The 17290-nt window shown below is 40.2% G+C and carries 12 protein-coding genes, 4 tRNA genes and 1 pseudogene; 8 read left to right on the top strand and 9 right to left on the bottom strand.

All coding sequences use genetic code 11. The features are described 5' to 3' along the window. The 5 genes and pseudogenes from ACXVWB_RS09300 to ACXVWB_RS09280 all read right to left on the bottom strand — a co-directional run. Positions 1–75: pseudogene (locus ACXVWB_RS09300) on the bottom strand (GTP-binding protein); the annotation flags it as partial. A gap of 103 nt (positions 76–178) precedes the next feature. Next, positions 179–254: transfer RNA gene (locus ACXVWB_RS09295), tRNA-Thr, on the bottom strand. A 3-nt stretch (positions 255–257) separates the two neighbouring features. Next, positions 258–332, bottom strand: a tRNA-Gly gene (locus ACXVWB_RS09290). Between the two features lie 41 nt (positions 333–373). Beyond that, positions 374–458 (bottom strand) — tRNA-Tyr (locus ACXVWB_RS09285). Positions 459–488: 30 nt separating this feature from the next. Next, positions 489–564 (bottom strand) — tRNA-Thr (locus ACXVWB_RS09280). A gap of 212 nt (positions 565–776) precedes the next feature. Between ACXVWB_RS09280 and coaA the strand changes: the two genes are divergently transcribed. Further along, positions 777–1712 (top strand): type I pantothenate kinase, encoded by a 936-nt coding sequence (coaA, locus tag ACXVWB_RS09275; RefSeq protein WP_128787946.1) that lies wholly within the window; start codon positions 777–779, stop codon positions 1710–1712. A 44-nt stretch (positions 1713–1756) separates the two neighbouring features. On the opposite strand, the gene cydC is transcribed toward coaA, so the two are convergent. The 3 genes from cydC to gyrB form a co-directional block, all read right to left on the bottom strand. Then, positions 1757–3415 (bottom strand): thiol reductant ABC exporter subunit CydC, encoded by a 1659-nt coding sequence (cydC, locus tag ACXVWB_RS09270; RefSeq protein ID WP_289902390.1) that lies wholly within the window; start codon positions 3413–3415, stop codon positions 1757–1759. Further along, positions 3408–5153: an ABC transporter ATP-binding protein/permease gene (locus ACXVWB_RS09265; RefSeq protein WP_128787944.1), complete on the bottom strand. Its 1746-nt coding sequence runs from the start codon at positions 5151–5153 to the stop codon at positions 3408–3410. The genes cydC and ACXVWB_RS09265 overlap by 8 nt, the downstream gene beginning before the upstream one ends. A 252-nt stretch (positions 5154–5405) precedes the next feature. Next, complete coding sequence (gene gyrB, locus ACXVWB_RS09260; RefSeq protein WP_049375211.1) at positions 5406–7832, bottom strand: DNA topoisomerase (ATP-hydrolyzing) subunit B; 2427 nt, start codon at positions 7830–7832, stop codon at positions 5406–5408. 194 nt (positions 7833–8026) lie between these two features. On the opposite strand from gyrB, the gene ACXVWB_RS09255 reads away from it, so the two are divergent. The 7 genes from ACXVWB_RS09255 (at position 8027) to hybE (ending at position 15947) form a co-directional block, all read left to right on the top strand. After that, the gene (locus ACXVWB_RS09255; protein WP_289902389.1) at positions 8027–9379 is read left to right on the top strand and encodes an MFS transporter; all 1353 of its coding nucleotides are present in this window, start codon (positions 8027–8029) and stop codon (positions 9377–9379) included. Positions 9380–9770: 391 nt separating this feature from the next. Next, complete coding sequence (gene hybO / locus ACXVWB_RS09250) at positions 9771–10919, top strand: hydrogenase 2 small subunit (RefSeq protein ID WP_005697985.1); 1149 nt, start codon at positions 9771–9773, stop codon at positions 10917–10919. Between the two features lies 1 nt (position 10920). After that, positions 10921–11961 (top strand): hydrogenase 2 operon protein HybA, encoded by a 1041-nt coding sequence (gene hybA / locus ACXVWB_RS09245; protein ID WP_128787941.1) that lies wholly within the window; start codon positions 10921–10923, stop codon positions 11959–11961. Beyond that, a complete protein-coding gene (gene hybB, locus ACXVWB_RS09240; RefSeq protein ID WP_128787940.1) occupies positions 11954–13180 on the top strand; it encodes a Ni/Fe-hydrogenase cytochrome b subunit in 1227 nt (408 codons plus the stop codon). Before hybA ends, hybB begins: the two co-directional genes overlap by 8 nt. After that, complete coding sequence (gene hybC / locus ACXVWB_RS09235; protein ID WP_289902388.1) at positions 13180–14889, top strand: hydrogenase 2 large subunit; 1710 nt, start codon at positions 13180–13182, stop codon at positions 14887–14889. The genes hybB and hybC overlap by 1 nt, the downstream gene beginning before the upstream one ends. Continuing rightward, on the top strand, positions 14889–15368 hold the full coding sequence (locus ACXVWB_RS09230; protein ID WP_070775115.1) for a HyaD/HybD family hydrogenase maturation endopeptidase: 480 nt from the start codon (positions 14889–14891) through the stop codon (positions 15366–15368). The genes hybC and ACXVWB_RS09230 overlap by 1 nt, the downstream gene beginning before the upstream one ends. Positions 15369–15437: 69 nt before the next feature. Next, positions 15438–15947, top strand: coding sequence for a hydrogenase-2 assembly chaperone (gene hybE, locus ACXVWB_RS09225; RefSeq protein WP_289902387.1), 510 nt, complete (start codon positions 15438–15440; stop codon positions 15945–15947). A 110-nt stretch (positions 15948–16057) separates the two neighbouring features. Here the strand turns inward: hybE and serA are convergent, their stop codons facing one another. Further along, positions 16058–17290, bottom strand: a complete 1233-nt coding sequence (gene serA / locus ACXVWB_RS09220; RefSeq protein ID WP_289902386.1) for a phosphoglycerate dehydrogenase — start codon at positions 17288–17290, stop codon at positions 16058–16060.

Below are 17290 nucleotides of genomic sequence, written 5' to 3'. Positions count from 1 at the left end.
TTTACCGTGGTCAACGTGGCCGATTGTACCCACGTTTACGTGCGGTTTTGTACGTTCAAATTTTTCTTTAGACATTTAAAGAGTCCCTCTAAATAGACACGGTTATCGATGGGTAAATTAAACCACATTAACCAATAAAATCATTACTATTTAATAAAGGAAAGAGGAATTTGGAAGGTGGTGCTGATAGGCGGATTTGAACCGCCGACCTCACCCTTACCAAGGGTGCGCTCTACCAACTGAGCTATATCAGCGTTTGGAGCGGGCAGCGGGAATCGAACCCGCATCATTAGCTTGGAAGGCTAAGGTAATAGCCATTATACGATGCCCGCAGTCCTAAATTCATCTGTCCCATCAGAATTCATTTAGAAAATGGTGGAGGGAGAAGGATTCGAACCTTCGAAGGCTGAGCCAACAGATTTACAGTCTGCCCCCTTTGGCCGCTCGGGAACCCCTCCACGCTAAATGAATACTTGTTTACTAAAGGATGGTGCCGACTACCGGAATCGAACTGGTGACCTACTGATTACAAGTCAGTTGCTCTACCTACTGAGCTAAGTCGGCATGTCGTAAGCAAGTGAGGCGTATTATATGGAAATTTTTACTTCTGACAAGCTTTTTTTAAAAAAAAAAAGTTTTTTTTGATTATTCGTCTAATTTACAAGCAAAAATATATTACCAGAATACAAAACTTATCAATTTTAATAAAAATCAATGATCATTCTTCATTTATAGGGTATATTTTGTCCAGTTTTTCTGTCTATACATAAAACACCGTGAATATTACTGAACAATTTATACCTTTTTTAAACTTTAGCCGTCAACAATGGGCTGAATTAAGAAAATCTGTTCCGCTAAAATTAACGGAGCAAGATCTAAAGCCACTTTTAGGCTTTAATGAAGAGCTTTCTCTTGATGAAGTAAGTACTATCTATCTACCGCTTGCACGTCTCATCAACTACTATATTGATGAAAACCTTCGCCGCCAAACGGTTTTAAATCGATTTCTTGACGGACAACGCCCTAAAGTGCCCTATATCATTAGTATTGCAGGAAGCGTTGCGGTCGGGAAAAGCACTTCAGCACGCATTTTACAATCACTGCTCACCTATTGGCCCTTTGAGCGGAAAGTAGATCTCATTACTACCGATGGTTTTCTCTTGCCACTGGAAAAACTGAAAAAAAAGAATCTCTTACAAAAGAAAGGATTCCCGATTTCTTATGATACGGCCAAGTTAATTCAATTTCTAGCTGATATCAAATCAGGCAAGCCATCTGTAAAATCGCCCATTTATTCTCATCTGACTTACGATATTGTTCCTAATAAGTTCAATATTGTCGATCAACCCGATATTTTAATTTTAGAAGGATTAAACGTTCTCCAAACAGGTTCAAACAAAGCCAATCAAACCTTCGTATCTGATTTTGTAGATTTTTCTATCTATGTGGATGCAGACGAAAAACTTCTTAAAGAATGGTATATCAAACGATTCTTAAAATTCCGCCAAAGTGCTTTTACAAATCCTGACTCCTATTTTAAACATTACGCTAATCTCTCTGAGCAAGAGGCCATTGAAACGGCTAGCAAAATTTGGGATAACATTAATGGATTGAATTTAAAACAAAACATTCTGCCGACTCGTGAGCGAGCCAATCTCATTCTTAGAAAAGGTGAAAATCACGAAGTTGAGTTAGTGAAATTAAGAAAATAAAAAAAAGCGGTCAGATCAAATTGACCGCTCTTTTTCTCACTACCTTACGACATCCTTCCATTCTCAATACCAATCACCTGATCACAAATAGCCATAGTCGATTGGCGATGACTCACGAGAATAATCAATTTTTCTGCTTTCACATTCAGCAACGATTTTAAAATCATCGCTTCATTTAAGCTATCTAAGTTGCTAGTCGGTTCATCAAGCAAAATAATCGGCGCATTGTGTAAGAAGGCACGGGCAATACCGATACGTTGTTTTTCACCATCAGAGAGATTGCCGCCCAATTCCGTCATTTTCGTTTGATACCCTTCAGGCAAGCTTAAAATGAAATCATGAATTGACGCTTTCTTCGCCGCTTCCATAATTTCTTCTAACGTTGCATCACGGTGCGCAAGGCGAATATTTTCCTCGATGGTTTCGTTAAAAATATAGGTTTGCTGAGTAATGTATGCCATATTGTCACGCAAACTACGGGTGTTGATATTCGGTAAGCTTTCGCCATTAATTTTAATGCTACCTGATTTAGGATCGTAAAAACGCATCAGCAGTTTTAACAGGGTACTTTTACCACTGCCGCTTCTGCCGTGAATACCTAAAATTTCACCCTTTTTCACAGACAAGCTAACATCCGATAAAATTTGTTCTTCACCATAGGCAAAACTTACATTCTCAACATCAATGCGAGAAACCTCTTTCAAATCGACCGCACTTTCTACATCTTTTAATTCGGGTTCTTCTGCTAGCAAGCTCAATACACGCTCACCTGAAGCCAAGGTTTGTAACAAGTTGCTTGAAAGGTTACTTAACGCAATAACGGGGCCATAGCTCGACATCAATAAAATCACGCCAATTAAAAAGGCAGAAAAATCAATCTTATCTAAACTAAATAAAATTAAGCCAGTAAACAGCATAATAATGTTGAAAACGGATACCGCCACTTCAGTATAAATACGGACTTTCGCTTCTTGGTCTTTGATGCGCTCAAAAGCTGTATCAATTTTTTGGCTGCGTTGTTGGATTTCATCTAACCGTTGTTTCGCATAACCGAAAAGTTGAATTTCTTTCATACCACGCACGCTGTCGAGGAAGAAGTCATTCATTTCGCCCACTAATTCACGATAACGTCTGCCATCTTCACGTGCCAATTTGGTGGTGATAATCGGTAGAATCACGCCTACTGTTAAATACGCAGCCAATGCTACAAGCACAAACCAACCTGAAAGATGCGCAAAGACCAACAATAAAATCGCAGAGGTAAAGAACGCAATCATAATTGGTGCAATGGTGTGTGCATAGAACACTTCAAGTAATTCAATATCATTGGTGACTAATGACACTAATTGCCCTGCCTGTTTATCTTGCAACTTCACAAAAGCCAAACGGCGTAAAGAAGAAAACACTTTATCGCGCAATAATGCCAATAATTTAAAAGCAATATAGTGCCCGGACATTTGCTCTAAATAACGCAATGCGCCACGAGCCACCGCCAATACGATAAGTGCGGTCAAAATTCCAGAGAAAGTTAAATGGGTGTCAAAGTTAAGAAGATTCACTAACCCCATCGCACCCAGCACCATAATAAAGATGGCAGCTAGGAAACCGAGCGTACCCATAGTAATGGTAAACGCCATAATATGTGCAAGTGGAGTTACTAATTTCAACAAATGCCCCATTACAACAAAACCATTTTTACGCATTTGCCACCTCTCTAATTTGTTCTAAATCTTTTTGTTGTTGGAACATTTCAGCATACGCACCTTGTTTTGCCATTAAGGTTTCGTGTGCGCCTTGCTCAATCAATTTGCCTTGGTCAAGTACGTTAATACAGTCCGCATTTACCGCATTCGCCAAGCGGTGAGAAATCATCACAATCGTTTTTTGTTGTTTAAATTGCTGAATGAACTGCAAAATAATTTCTTCGCTTTCCACATCAATATTACTGGTCGCTTCATCAAAAATATAAAGCTCGGCATTGTGTAGTAAAGCACGCGCTAAGGCTAAACGTTGAATCTGACCGCCAGATAAATTTGCGCCACGGCTTAATAATTGCATATCTAATCCGCCATTATCTCGAACGAATTGCGCCAGATTGACTTGCTCTAAACACGCATAAATTTGCTCATCTGTAGCATCAATTTTCGCCATCTTCATGTTTTCACGTAGCGTACCTTTAAACACATAACTGCTATGGCTCACCAAAGAAACCTTTTCATAAAACGAATGGCGATCAATAGATTGAATTTCTTGGCCGTTGAATAGAATTTTGCCTTGTTGCGCTTTATTAAAGCCCATTAGCAATGAAACCAAGGTAGATTTACCACAACCACTTTTACCCACAAATACTGTAAGCTGATTTGGTAAGATACTTAAATCTAAACCTGTAATCGCTGGTTTTTCTTCGCTATAAGCAAAATGCAGATTTTGAATATCCACCTGAATAGCATTTTTCGCTGCAAAATCGACCGCTTGTGTTTGAGTTTCTACGGGCGTATCTAACAATGTGAAAATCTTGTCTGATGCGGCTTTACCATTCATCGCCACATGGAAGAATGAACCCAATAAACGAAGTGGAATAAAGAATTCAGAAGAAAGTAAAATAAATAAAATGACACCTAATACGGTTAATTGGTCCGCTTGGAATTGCAACAAAGCCGTTAAAATCCCGATTGCCGCACCACCGTAAGCAAGTAAATCCATCAGTGATACGGAATTAAGCTGCATGGTCAGTACTTTCATAGTGATTTTGCGGAAATGTTCCGCTTCTTCATCCATTGCTTTTGCTTTATAAGCATCATCTTGATAGATTTTTAGCGTGATTAAACCTTGTAGGTTATCTAAAAAGCTGCTGCCTAATCCCACATAAATGGACCAATATTTTGCCAAGAGTTTTTTCGCAATTTTATTCACTGCAATAATAGACACTGGAATCAGCGGCACGCAAATCAGCAAAATCACGGCTGTTTTAAAGCTGAAAAAGATCAGAAAAGCGAAGAGTGTGAGCGGTGCAAGCAAGCTATAAAAAAGCTGAGGCAAATAACGTCCGAAATAGATTTCAAGTTGTTCTACGCCTTCTGAAGCCACTTGAATGATATTTGACGTAGATTGTTGATTCACTTGGTTTAGTGGCATCAAAGCCAATTTTCGATAAATGAGGCTACGCAACTCATGTTTCACTTTTGTACTGGCAAAATAAGAAGCCTGCACTGATTTTTTACCCGCAAAAGCACGTAATGCCAATGCCGCAATTAAAATCACACCTAAACCCACCGCACTTGGCATCGTCAACTCTTTAAAATAAGCGGCCTGTAAAATATAAGAAAACACGACGGCACTAATAATCCCACCAATTAACGCCACCCAGTTCCATAACACCGTGATGCCAATCCATTTTTTACTGTCGGCCACCGTGTTAATTAGACGTTTATCTATCATCATAATGATTGCTCCTAAAAACAAAAAAGAAGTACGCACATTACTATGCGTACTTTGCTATCAATCTAACAACTAAAAACAAGTCTATTTCGTATCATTGCCTTTAAGCGATAAAAATCATGAAAATTATAGTCAAGAATATAAACAAATAACAGATCTAATTGAAAATTATTTTTATTTATATCTTAAGTAAAAAAATACCGCACTTGATTTCCCTAAGTGCGGTTATCTTTAGTGATATTTTTGAATATTAGACTAAACGTCTAAGTTTGCTCGCAACGCATTCATTTCAATGAATTCACGACGAGGCTCAACTTCATCCCCCATTAATGTGGTGAAGAGTTGGTCTGCGGCAACAGCATCTTTAATTGATACTTTTAACATACGACGAGCATTTGGATCCATAGTGGTTTCCCAAAGTTGCTCAGCATTCATTTCACCTAACCCTTTATAGCGTTGGATTTCTAAGCCACGACGAGATTCTTTCATCAACCATTCAACAGCTTGTTCAAATGATTGAACGGGCTGAGTTTTTTCACCACGAGTGACGTAGGCTCCCTCTTCTAGTAAGCCATTCACTTGCTGACCGAATACGGTAATCTTCGCAAATTCATTGCCCGTCACAAAATCAAAGTTGATGAAGTAATCAGTATCAATACCATGTTTACGAACAGTAATAACGGCTTCATATACTTGGCGTTCGCTGTTAAATTGGGTTCTTGCTGAATATAAATGCGCTTCTGTTTCTTTTTCAGTTAAGTATGCAACAAAAGCATTCGCCCAATTTTCGACCGCACTTTCATTACGCATTAAATCAATGGTTAATTGTGGTTGGTAAACCAATCCTTGTAACAATGGCTCAGGATAGTAACGACTTAAACGAGTAATTAATTTCTGAACATTGTTATATTCGCCTACTAATTTCTCAAACACTAAATCATTCATTGCCGGCGCATTAGCACTAATATGTAACGCAGCACCATCTAACGCAAGCATTAACTCATATTGCACCATTTCGTCGTTATCTTTAATATAACGCTCTTGTTTACCTTTTTTCACTTTATAAAGTGGCGGCTGAGCAATATACACGTAACCACGCTCAATTAATTCCGGCATTTGACGATAGAAGAAGGTCAACAATAAAGTACGAATGTGTGAACCGTCCACGTCCGCATCGGTCATGATAATGATGTGGTGGTAACGTAATTTATCCGGGTTATATTCATCGCGGCCAATACCACAGCCAAGCGCTGTAATTAATGTACCCACTTCTTGAGAAGAAAGCATTTTGTCAAAACGTGCTTTTTCAACGTTAAGAATCTTTCCTTTTAACGGTAAAATTGCTTGGGTTTTACGATCACGACCCGATTTTGCAGAACCGCCTGCAGAATCCCCCTCCACGAGGTAAAGTTCTGACAGTGCGGGATCTTTTTCTTGGCAGTCCGCTAATTTACCCGGAAGGCCTGCAATATCTAATGCACCTTTACGACGAGTCATTTCACGCGCTTTACGTGCTGCTTCACGTGCACGTGCAGCCGTAATGATTTGATTTACAATGATTTTCGCATCGGCTGGATTTTCTAATAAATATTCCTGCATACGCTCATTCATAGCAGATTCAACCGCACTTTTCACTTCAGAAGACACTAATTTGTCTTTTGTTTGTGAAGAGAATTTAGGATCGGGCACTTTCACCGAAATAATCGCCACCAAACCTTCACGCGCATCGTCACCTGAAGTGCTCACTTTCTCTTTTTTCAGTAACCCTTCGCTTTCCATATAGTTATTTAAGCTACGGGTTAATGCACCACGGAAACCGGCTAAGTGAGTACCACCATCACGTTGTGGAATGTTATTGGTAAAGCAATAAACGTTTTCGTTTACGCCATCATTCCATTGCAATGCAACTTCCACCCCAATGCCGTCTTTTTCAGCTGAAAAATAGAATGGTTTTGGGTGAATTGGGTTTTTATTTTTATTTAAATATTCAACGAACGCTTGAATACCACCTTCATAATGGAAGTGATCTTCCGTGCCATCCCGTTTATCAATTAAACGAATGGATACACCAGAATTTAAAAATGAAAGCTCACGTAAGCGTTTTGCTAAAATTTTGTAATCGAAAGTTGTAATTGCAAAGATTTCTGGACTTGGCCAGAAACGCACCGTTGTACCTGTTACTTGCGTTTCACCAATAACAGTTAAAGGCGCTTGAGGCTCGCCTAAGTGATAGAATTGCTCATACACGTGACCTTGACGACGAATGGTTAATTGCAATTTATCAGAAAGTGCATTTACCACCGAAACACCCACGCCGTGTAAACCACCTGATACTTTATAGGAGTTATCATCAAATTTACCGCCCGCGTGAAGTACTGTCATGATGACTTCTGCTGCAGAAACACCTTCTTCTGGATGGATATCTACCGGAATACCACGGCCGTCATCTTGTACGGAAACAGAATTATCATCATGAATGGTCACGATAATATCGGAACAATGACCCGCAAGGGCTTCATCGATCGCATTATCCACCACCTCAAACACCATATGGTGTAAACCTGTTCCATCATCAGTATCCCCAATATACATGCCCGGACGTTTCCGAACCGCATCAAGCCCTTTTAAGACTTTAATACTTGATGCACCATAAGCATTTTCCGTAACAGGTGTTTCTGACATAGTTTTTCTCTATTTTGTAATGAAAATTGTGCGGAATTATAGCAAAAAACTGACTATTTTGCGAAATAAAAGTGCGGTCAAAGTTTGTGTTATTTTTTTATTTGACATCTCGATTTTTCTCCTTATATTACGACGCTACCTCATTTTTTGTATAGAAATGAGTTTTGTTGTACTAAAAATTAAAGGATTATCACATGATTTCATTCCTAAAGTCTAATCCAGGTACACCTGTTCCTGATACTGAAATTAGAGAGCGTTATAATCGCTTAAGATGGCATGCATTATTTGGCATCTTTATCGGTTATGCAGCATTCTATATTTTACGTAATAACTTCCTTCTTTCTTCTCCTGAATTAATTAGCGATTTTGGTTTCACCAAAAAAGATATCGGTTTTATTTCCGGTACCATGTTAATTGTTTATGGTTTAAGTAAAGGTTTCATGTCTGCAATCGCAGATAAATCAAATCCGAAACACTTTATGATTTTCGGCTTAATGATGTCGGCAGCAGTAAACTTAATGATGGGCTTCAGTGCATCATTTTGGGCATTCTTATTCCTTTGTGTACTTAATGGTATCTTCCAAGGGATGGGTGCTGGTCCAGCGTACATCGTACTAGCAAGCTGGTTCCCACGTAAATCTCGTGGTGTAACAACCGCTATATTCAATATCTCTCACAACGTAGGTGGTGGTTTAGTCGCCCCAATTGCGGGTGCAAGTATCGCTTGGTTGGGTCAAGAGCATTGGCAAGCCGCACACTTTGTTGTACCTGTAGCAATTGCTACTATTGTTGCGATTATTTTCTACATCTTTGGTGCGGGTCGTACTTACAATGAAGGCTTACCACCAGTTGGAAAAATTCTTGAAAGTGAAAATGAAGAATTAGTTGTCACAAAAGAAGAAAACGTCAACTTAACCACATGGGAAATCTTCCGTGATTACATTATGAAAGACATTAATGTGTGGTTTGTTTCTTTTATCGACGTATTCACTTATATGATCCGTTTTGGTGTATTAACCTGGCTACCACTTTATTTGTTAGAAACTAAAGGTTTCACTAAAGCTCAAATGGGGACAGCATTTGCTATCTTTGAATGGGCAGCAATTCCTTCTACGCTATTAGCAGGTTGGTTAACTGATACTTATTTCAAAGGTCGCCGTATGCCACTTGCTATCATCACCTTATTCGGTGTGGGCGCAGCAATGTTTGTTTACTGGGGCGGTAGTGACTTATTAACCGTCACCATCGGGGCAGGTATTATTGGATGCTTAATTTATGTGCCAATGTTCTTATCTTCACTTCAAACTATCGAGCTAGTTCCTTCTTTTGCAGCAGGTTCTGCAACAGGCTTACGTGGTTTATTAAGTTATATCTTAGGTAGTTTCTCTGGTACTGCATTATTTGGTATTTTAGCTGATAAATTCGGTTGGGACGCTGGTTTCTATCTACTACTATTCGCTGTAGCTGGCTGTATTTTCTGCTGCTATATGACACATTTAGGTGTATTACGTTTAGAGCGTAAAAAAGCACAAATAGCTAATAACTAATCTATAAAAATGGGCAAAATCGAATAATCTTTGTTGCCCATTTTTCTCACTTCAACAAGATTAATTGTGGTCAATGTTTAAAAAGATTTTTTAATCCAAAGTTTGAATATAAACGATAAAGCATATCTTCACACCGGGTTATTTCTCTTTTAGGGTAACAAAAGCATTTCTTTTGATTGAAAAATATAACGTGCAATAACATATGCTTCAAGTGAAGAAAGCCACAACAAATAACAATCATTCTCAATAATTAAATAAAAACAATCACTTACCCTCTTATTTTGTAAGGAAAATAAGGGTGTTTTTGATTCTGATCAAATAAAGTTCCTCCATCAAGGCATATCATAGCTAGATTAACCATACAAGTAACGTGCCAATTTGGAGTGATCATATGCAACGAAGTGATGGATTATTTTCTGCTTTAGCAGAAGTTTCCCGTCGGGATTTTATGAAATTATGTACCGCACTTGCGGCGACCATGGGGTTAAGTTCAAAAGCGGGTGCAGAAATGACCGCTGCTTTAACCGAACCTAAACGTCCACCAGTATTATGGATCGGTGCGCAAGAATGTACGGGTTGTACTGAATCCTTGCTACGCGCGACCCACCCAACAGTCGAAAACTTGGTATTGGAAATGATTTCCTTAGAATACCACGAAACGCTTTCTGCAGCCTTTGGGGAACAAGCTGAAGATAACAAACACAATGCAATTAAACAGTATTATGGAAAATATGTTTTAGTCGTAGATGGATCTATTCCGGTGAAAGACGGCGGCGTCTATTGTATGGTAGCAGGTAAACCGATTGTAGAACACATCCAAGAAGCCGCTAAAGGGGCTGCCGCAATTATTGCGATCGGTTCTTGTGCAGCATGGGGTGGCGTACCTTCCAGCGGTGGTAACCCAACTGGCGCAAGCAGCTTATCTGAAGTATTACCAAAAGGCACTCCGGTGATTAATATTCCAGGTTGTCCACCAAATCCACACAACTTCCTTGCAACTGTCGCTTATATTCTTACTTATAAGAAACTACCCGCAATGGACAAATTAAATCGTCCATTATTCGCTTACGATCGCTTAATTCATGAAAACTGCTATCGTCGCCCGCACTTTGATGCCGGTCGCTTTGCTAAAGAATACGGCGATTATGGTCACCGCAACGGTTGGTGTCTGTATCATCTCGGTTGTAAAGGACCAGAAACTTACGGTAACTGTTCTACTTTAGAATTCTGTGATGTCGGCGGTAATAACTGGCCGGTTGGTATCGGGCACCCTTGCTATGGTTGTAACGAAAAAGGTGTGGGCTTTACCAAAGGTATTTTCCAATTAGCGGGCGTAGAAAACCCAACACCGCGTGTTGAAAAACCAGATGTGAATAATACCGAAGGTTCAGGTGCAACCATGACCGCCATTGGCTTATTAGGTGGTGCAGCTGCAATCCTAGCAGGCGTGAGTGTTGTGACCTTACGCGAATTAAGCGCTCAACATAAAGCCCGTTCCGAAGCTAAAGCCGCAGAGAAAGAACAACATACAGGTAAATAAGATGGATAGACGAAAATTTCTAAAAGCTGGTATGCTTGGCGGAATCGCTTCCTCCTTGCCTGTGTCGAGTGTGCAGGCAACGGAAACGGTTGAGCCCATTCCTGGCGCACTAGGAATGCTTTACGACTCTACCCTTTGCGTAGGTTGTCAAGCATGTGTAGCTGAATGTCAAAACGTAAACCACACACCTGTGAATCCAAAAGGTGATCAAACTTGGTCAAATAACGACAAACTCACTCCATTTACTCGTAACGTGATTCAAGTATGGAGTGATGGTGACGGCACAAATAAAGATAAAACAGAAAACGGCTATGCTTACGTGAAAAAACAATGTATGCATTGCGTTGATCCTAACTGTGTTGCGGTTTGCCCGGTTCAAGCCCTTACCAAAGATCCAAAAACCGGTATCGTAAAATATGATCCCGATATCTGTACTGGTTGCCGTTATTGCATGGTCGGCTGTCCTTTTGATGTGCCAAAATACGACTATGACAATCCATTCGGTGAAATCAGCAAATGTGAACTCTGTAACCAAAAAGGTGTTGAACGCTTAGATAAAGGCGAATTACCTGGTTGTTGTCATGTTTGCCCAACTGGTGCCATTATTTTTGGTACACGTGAAGAATTATTGGCTGAAGCTAAACGTCGTTTAAGCTTATTACGTGGTACTGAATATGATTACCCACGTCAACACGTCAATAGTACAGATAAATACCGTGCTACCGTACCGGCATATCAATATCACATCTACGGTGAAAAAGAAGGTGGTGGTACACAGGTGCTCGCCTTAAGTGGTGTACCTTTTGCTAATCTTGGTTTACCAGACTTAGATGAAGTTGCAACGGGTTCTCGTGCCGCGCATTTACAACACTTCTTGTATCGCGGTTTAGCCTTACCGTTAGTGGCACTTGCGGGTCTAACCTTTATGACTTACAAAAATATGCACGGCGATAAAATTGCTGAGCGTATTGCAGCACAAAAAGAAGCTATGCGTCAGGCACGCAAGGAAATGGAAGAAGCGGAGGATGAGCATCATGAGTAATCCACGTCCAGTGGGCGGTCGCCTTGTTTCTACCGCAATTCTCTTTTTTGCACCACTTGCCGTGCTTTGCGTTTTATTGATTTTAAAACGTTTAGTGTTTGGTATCGGTTCTGTAACCGCACTTAACGGCGGTTATCCTTGGGGTTTATGGATTGCCTTTGACTTACTTGTTGGTACAGGATTTGCCTGTGGCGGTTGGGCACTCGCTTGGACAGTGTATATTTTCAATAAAGGGAAATATCACGCTCTTGTTCGCCCAGCATTGCTTGCAAGTTTATTCGGCTATTCCCTTGGTGGTTTATCTATCACCATTGATATGGGACGTTATTGGCATTTGCCATATTTCTACATTCCAGGTCAGTTCAACACGAATTCCGTTCTATTTGAAACGGCATTTTGTATGACGGTGTATATTATCGTGGTGACCCTAGAATTTGCCCCTGTATGGCTTGGTTTCTTCGGCTTGAAAAAATGGTTTAATAAACTGAATAAAATCATGTTTTTCATTATTGCCTTGGGTGCCTTGTTACCAATGATGCACCAATCTTCAATGGGTTCCTTGATGATTGTGGCTGGTCATAAAGTACATCCAGTATGGCAAAGCTATGAAGTTTTACCGATACTCTCCTTACTGACTGCATTCATTATGGGCTTCTCTATCGTGATCTTTGAAGGCTCCTTAGTTAAAGCGGGTCTTGCAGGAAAAACGCCAGATGAACGTCATTTATTCACTCAACTTGCACGCGTTACCGCAGGATTAATTTTCTGTTTCTTAGCGGTGCGTTTTGGTGAGTTGATTTATCACGACAAACTGCAAATGGTTGTAGGTTTCGATAAATTAACTCAATTTGAAGCATGGATGTTCTGGATGGAAGTCTGGTTGATGGTATTACCATTACTAACCCTCTTCCTTGGGGAGAAAAAATCAGATTCCCGTTGGTTATTTATTTCGGCATTAAGCATGTTACTCGGTGCAGCATTATGGCGTATGAACTACTCGCTTATCATGTATAACCCGGGCAATGGTTATCAATATTTCCCATCAGCGGAAGAATTGCTTATTTCAATTGGCTTCGTTTCTATTGAAGTATGTGCCTATATTTTAATCATTCGTTTATTCCCTGTATTGCCGGTATTTAAAGAAAAACATACCGAAGACTCAGAAAAAATTATTGTCGAAAAAGCGGCATTCAGCAAAAAAGTTAGCGGAGCAGAATAATGTCAGAAAAAAAACGTATCTCAATTGACCCAATTACCCGTATTGAGGGTCATTTACGTATTGATTGCGAAATTGAAAATGGTGTCGTCACCAATGCTTGGTCCTCAGGAACCATGTGGCGTGGTATGGAAAATATCGTAAAAGGTGCCGACCCACGTGATGCATGGATGATTATGCAACGTATCTGTGGCGTATGTACCACAGTACACGCGATTATCAGCGTACGTGCCGTAGAAGATGCTATTGGTGCAAAAGTTCCCGTCAATGCACAGTACATTCGTAACATGATTCTTGCTGCACATAGTATCCATGACCATATCGTGCACTTCTATCAACTCTCTGCGATGGACTGGGTGGATATCACCGCTGCGCTACAAGCTGATCCTGAAAAAGCAGCAGATATGCTAAAAGGTGTCTCTACATGGTCATTAAACAGTGCTAACGAATTCCGCAATGTACAGAAAAAAATTCAAGCATTAGTGGATAGTGGACAACTTGGTATTTTCGCTAACGGTTACTTCGGTCACGCTGCAATGAAACTTCCACCAGAAGTCAACCTCATTGCCGTCGCGCACTATTTGCAAGCCCTTGAATGTCAACGTGATGCTAACCGTGTAGTCGCATTACTCGGTAGTAAAACACCACACATTCAAAACTTGGCGATTGGTGGTGTAGCAAACCCAATTAACTTAGATTCCCAAGCGGTACTAAACCAAGAACGTCTCATGTTCGTGAAAGCTTGTATCGATCGCTTAACTGACTTCATTAACCAAGTGTATAAAGTAGATGCAGCAGTATTTGCGGCTTACTATCCTGAATGGTTAAGCTTAGGCAAAACATCTGGCAACTACTTATCTGTACCAGAATACCCAATTGATGCAGATAACTCTAAATTCATGTTAAAAGGTGGTTATATCGAAAACGGCGATTTATCCACTTTCCGTCCTATCGACCAACAAAAAGATGAGTTCGTTGTAAAAGGAATCAAAGAGAGCGGTAAACACGCTTGGTACGAAGATGATGAACCATTAGAACCGTGGGCTGGTTTAACTCGTCCTAAATACACTGGATGGCAGGATGACGGTAAATATTCTTGGGTAAAAGCCCCAACCTTCTACGGAAAAATCGTTGAGGTAGGTCCTCTCGCCTATTTAATTTGCGGCTTGGCAGCGAATGACAAACCAACCGTTACCCATTTCAACGAATTAAAAGGCATTTATGAAAAATTAACCGGTAATACTCTAACCACCGATCAATTACATTCTACCCTTGGACGTATTATCGGCCGTACCGTGCATTGCTGTGCGATCAACGATATTTTAAGTGCTCAATGGCAAATGCTCATTGATAATATCGCTAAAGGTGATATGACGGCTTATATTAAAACGGATATTCCAGCAAACGGTGAATTCCGTGGTGTTGGTTTCGGTGAGGTACCGCGCGGTATGCTTTCTCACTGGGTGGTGATCAAAGACGGTCGCATTGAAAACTATCAAGCCGTTGTACCATCTACATGGAATGCAGGTCCACGTAACGAACAAGACCAAATGGGTCCTTATGAACTTTCCATTATTGGTACACCGGTGGCAGATCCAACTAAACCATTGGAAGTGGTCAGAACCATTCACTCTTTCGACCCTTGTATGTCTTGTGCCGTGCACGTAGTTAATACCGAAAATGGTGAAGTGACTGAAGTGAAGGTGTTGTAATGAAGCCGTTAATTCTAGGCGTCGGCAATATTTTGTTAAGTGATGAAGGTGTCGGTGTACGCGTTGTGCAGGAGCTTGAAAAACGTCCTGAAATTCAACCGCACTTTGACATCATCGATGGTGGTACTTGTGGCATGGAATTACTGGATGCGATGGCAAATCGCGAGCATTTGATTATTGTCGATGCCGTGCTTGCTAACAAACAACCAGGTGAAATTATCGTGTTACATGATGAGCAGGTGCCTACCTTTTTCTCTCGCAAAATTTCACCACATCAACTCGGCATTTGTGATGTACTTTCTGCAATGAAATTAACGGATGAATTCCCAAAACACCTTTGCCTCATCGGCATCCAACCAGAATCGCTAGAATCTGGAATTGGTTTGACGGAAACAATACAAAACGTGTTGCCAAAGGTTTTTGAAACGTTAAATCAAGTCATTAAGGAATACGGTTTGAATCTAGATTCCCCTCTTTAGAAAAGAGGGGGACTTTCTTTAAGATTTCACCTGCTATGCTTTAATCTTATTAATATTGAAAAATAAACCATGTATCGACACGAAAAAACACCTGAAAATTCTACCGCACTTTTAACCTCTGTCACCGGCTTTGAAGAAAACCCAACAGATATTTTCCTTACCGAAATGAAAAACATTGTGCCTGAAATGCAAGATCTCCCTTTCTATCACAAAGGCATTGAATGTTTTTGCCCTAAATTTGTTTTATTTGAAGACCAATGGATTGGTACAGTATTAACCCCGTGGCTGATGAGTGTGGTGATTCTGCCAGGTCCTCAACAACAATGGGAACCGCGTGAATTAGGTGATAAACTCACTGTTCAACTGCCGTACAAAGCGCTAACCTTCACCGTTAGTAGTCTTGAAAATGTACCGCAATATTTAAGCTGTTCCTTACATTCACCACTCGACCCGAATCTGACTAACGAACAAGCGGCTCAACTCACACAGGATTGTTTGCGTACGGTTTTATCCATACCAACCGCACAACCGACATTTAATTCTGATCGCCGCAATCTATTTAAAGCCATGATCAAATAAATGTAAGCCGCAAACAGTTAATAAAAATAGGCAAAGTAAGATAACCTTCTTTGCCCATTTTGCGTTCTATCCCACACAAAGTGCGGTCAGTTTTCGCTTAATTTTTGACATTAAAACAATACACGTGCTTTAATTGTACCTTCAATTTCACGAAGTTTAGCTAATAACGGGGATGCGTCATCTGTTTCGATATCCACGACGACATAACCAATTTTCGGATCGGTTTGTAAAAATTGCGCCGCAATATTGAGATTGGCTTCAACAAAAATTTGATTTAATTTGTTTAATACACCCGGACGGTTTTCGTGAATATGAAGTAAACGTTTTGTACCAATGTGTTCTGGTAAAGATACTTCTGGGAAATTCACGGAAGAAAGAGTTGAACCATTATCAGAATATTTCACAAATTTACCCGCAACTTCAAAACCAATGTTTTCTTGGGCTTCTGCGGTTGAACCACCGATATGCGGGGTCAAAATCACATTATCAAATTTACGTAATGGTGAAACAAACTCTTCATTGATTGAAGCGGGTTCAACAGGGAATACGTCAACCGCTGCACCACGAACTTTACCTTGCTCAAGCGCAGCTGCTAAAGCATCAATATCCACTACCATACCACGTGCCGCATTAATCAAAATTGAATCTTGTTTTAACTGTGCAATACGTTCAGCACTCATTAAATTTCGGGTTGAAGGTAAATCAGGTACATGAAGCGAAATCACATCACAAGAACCCAATAACTCTTCAAGTGTGTGCAATTGTTTAGCATTACCCAATGGTAATTTATTTTCGATATCGTAGAAATACACCTCCATCCCTAAAGATTCCGCAATAATACTTAATTGCGAACCGATATGGCCATAGCCCACAATACCGAGTTTTTTACCACGTACTTCATGAGAACCCACGGCAGATTTATTCCATAAACCACGATGTACATCTGCATTCGCTTGAGGAATATTGCGCATTAAGAGTAAAATCTCACCCAACACTAATTCAGCCACAGAACGTGTATTGGAGAACGGGGCATTAAATACTGGAATCCCGCGCATTTTTGCCGCATCAAGATCCACTTGGTTGATACCGATACAGAAACAGCCAATGGCAATAAGTTTCGGCGCAGCTTCAATCATTTCCTTAGTCAAATTAGTACGAGAACGTAAGCCGATAAAATGCGCATCTTTAATGGCTTCTTTTAGCTCATCACCATCTAAGGCTTTTTTGTAAAAGTCGATATTGGTGTAGCCTGCGGCATGCAAGGTATCTAATGCACTTTGGTGCACGCCCTCTAATAGCACAAATTTAATTTTTGATTTGTCGAGTGACACTTTGTTTGTCAT

It is taken from the genome of Haemophilus sp. SZY H53 (genome assembly GCF_054332375.1).
Note: the sequence above shows the minus strand (reverse complement) of the source record. Positions and strands in the feature narration are given on the sequence as shown.

Excerpts from the sequence above, each read along its gene's own strand:
- ACXVWB_RS09255 (WP_289902389.1), top strand. The coding sequence starts at position 8,027 with ATGATTTCATTCCTAAAGTCTAATCCAGGTACACCTGTTCCTGATACT.
- hybA (WP_128787941.1), top strand. The coding sequence starts at position 10,921 with ATGGATAGACGAAAATTTCTAAAAGCTGGTATGCTTGGCGGAATCGCT.
- hybE (WP_289902387.1), top strand. The coding sequence starts at position 15,438 with ATGTATCGACACGAAAAAACACCTGAAAATTCTACCGCACTTTTAACC.
- cydC (WP_289902390.1), bottom strand. The coding sequence starts at position 3,415 with ATGCGTAAAAATGGTTTTGTTGTAATGGGGCATTTGTTGAAATTAGTA.
- gyrB (WP_049375211.1), bottom strand. The coding sequence starts at position 7,832 with ATGTCAGAAACACCTGTTACGGAAAATGCTTATGGTGCATCAAGTATT.
- ACXVWB_RS09265 (WP_128787944.1), bottom strand. The coding sequence starts at position 5,153 with ATGATGATAGATAAACGTCTAATTAACACGGTGGCCGACAGTAAAAAA.
- serA (WP_289902386.1), bottom strand. The coding sequence starts at position 17,290 with ATGACAAACAAAGTGTCACTCGACAAATCAAAAATTAAATTTGTGCTA.
- hybO (WP_005697985.1), top strand. The coding sequence starts at position 9,771 with ATGCAACGAAGTGATGGATTATTTTCTGCTTTAGCAGAAGTTTCCCGT.
- hybB (WP_128787940.1), top strand. The coding sequence starts at position 11,954 with ATGAGTAATCCACGTCCAGTGGGCGGTCGCCTTGTTTCTACCGCAATT.
- hybC (WP_289902388.1), top strand. The coding sequence starts at position 13,180 with ATGTCAGAAAAAAAACGTATCTCAATTGACCCAATTACCCGTATTGAG.
- ACXVWB_RS09230 (WP_070775115.1), top strand. The coding sequence starts at position 14,889 with ATGAAGCCGTTAATTCTAGGCGTCGGCAATATTTTGTTAAGTGATGAA.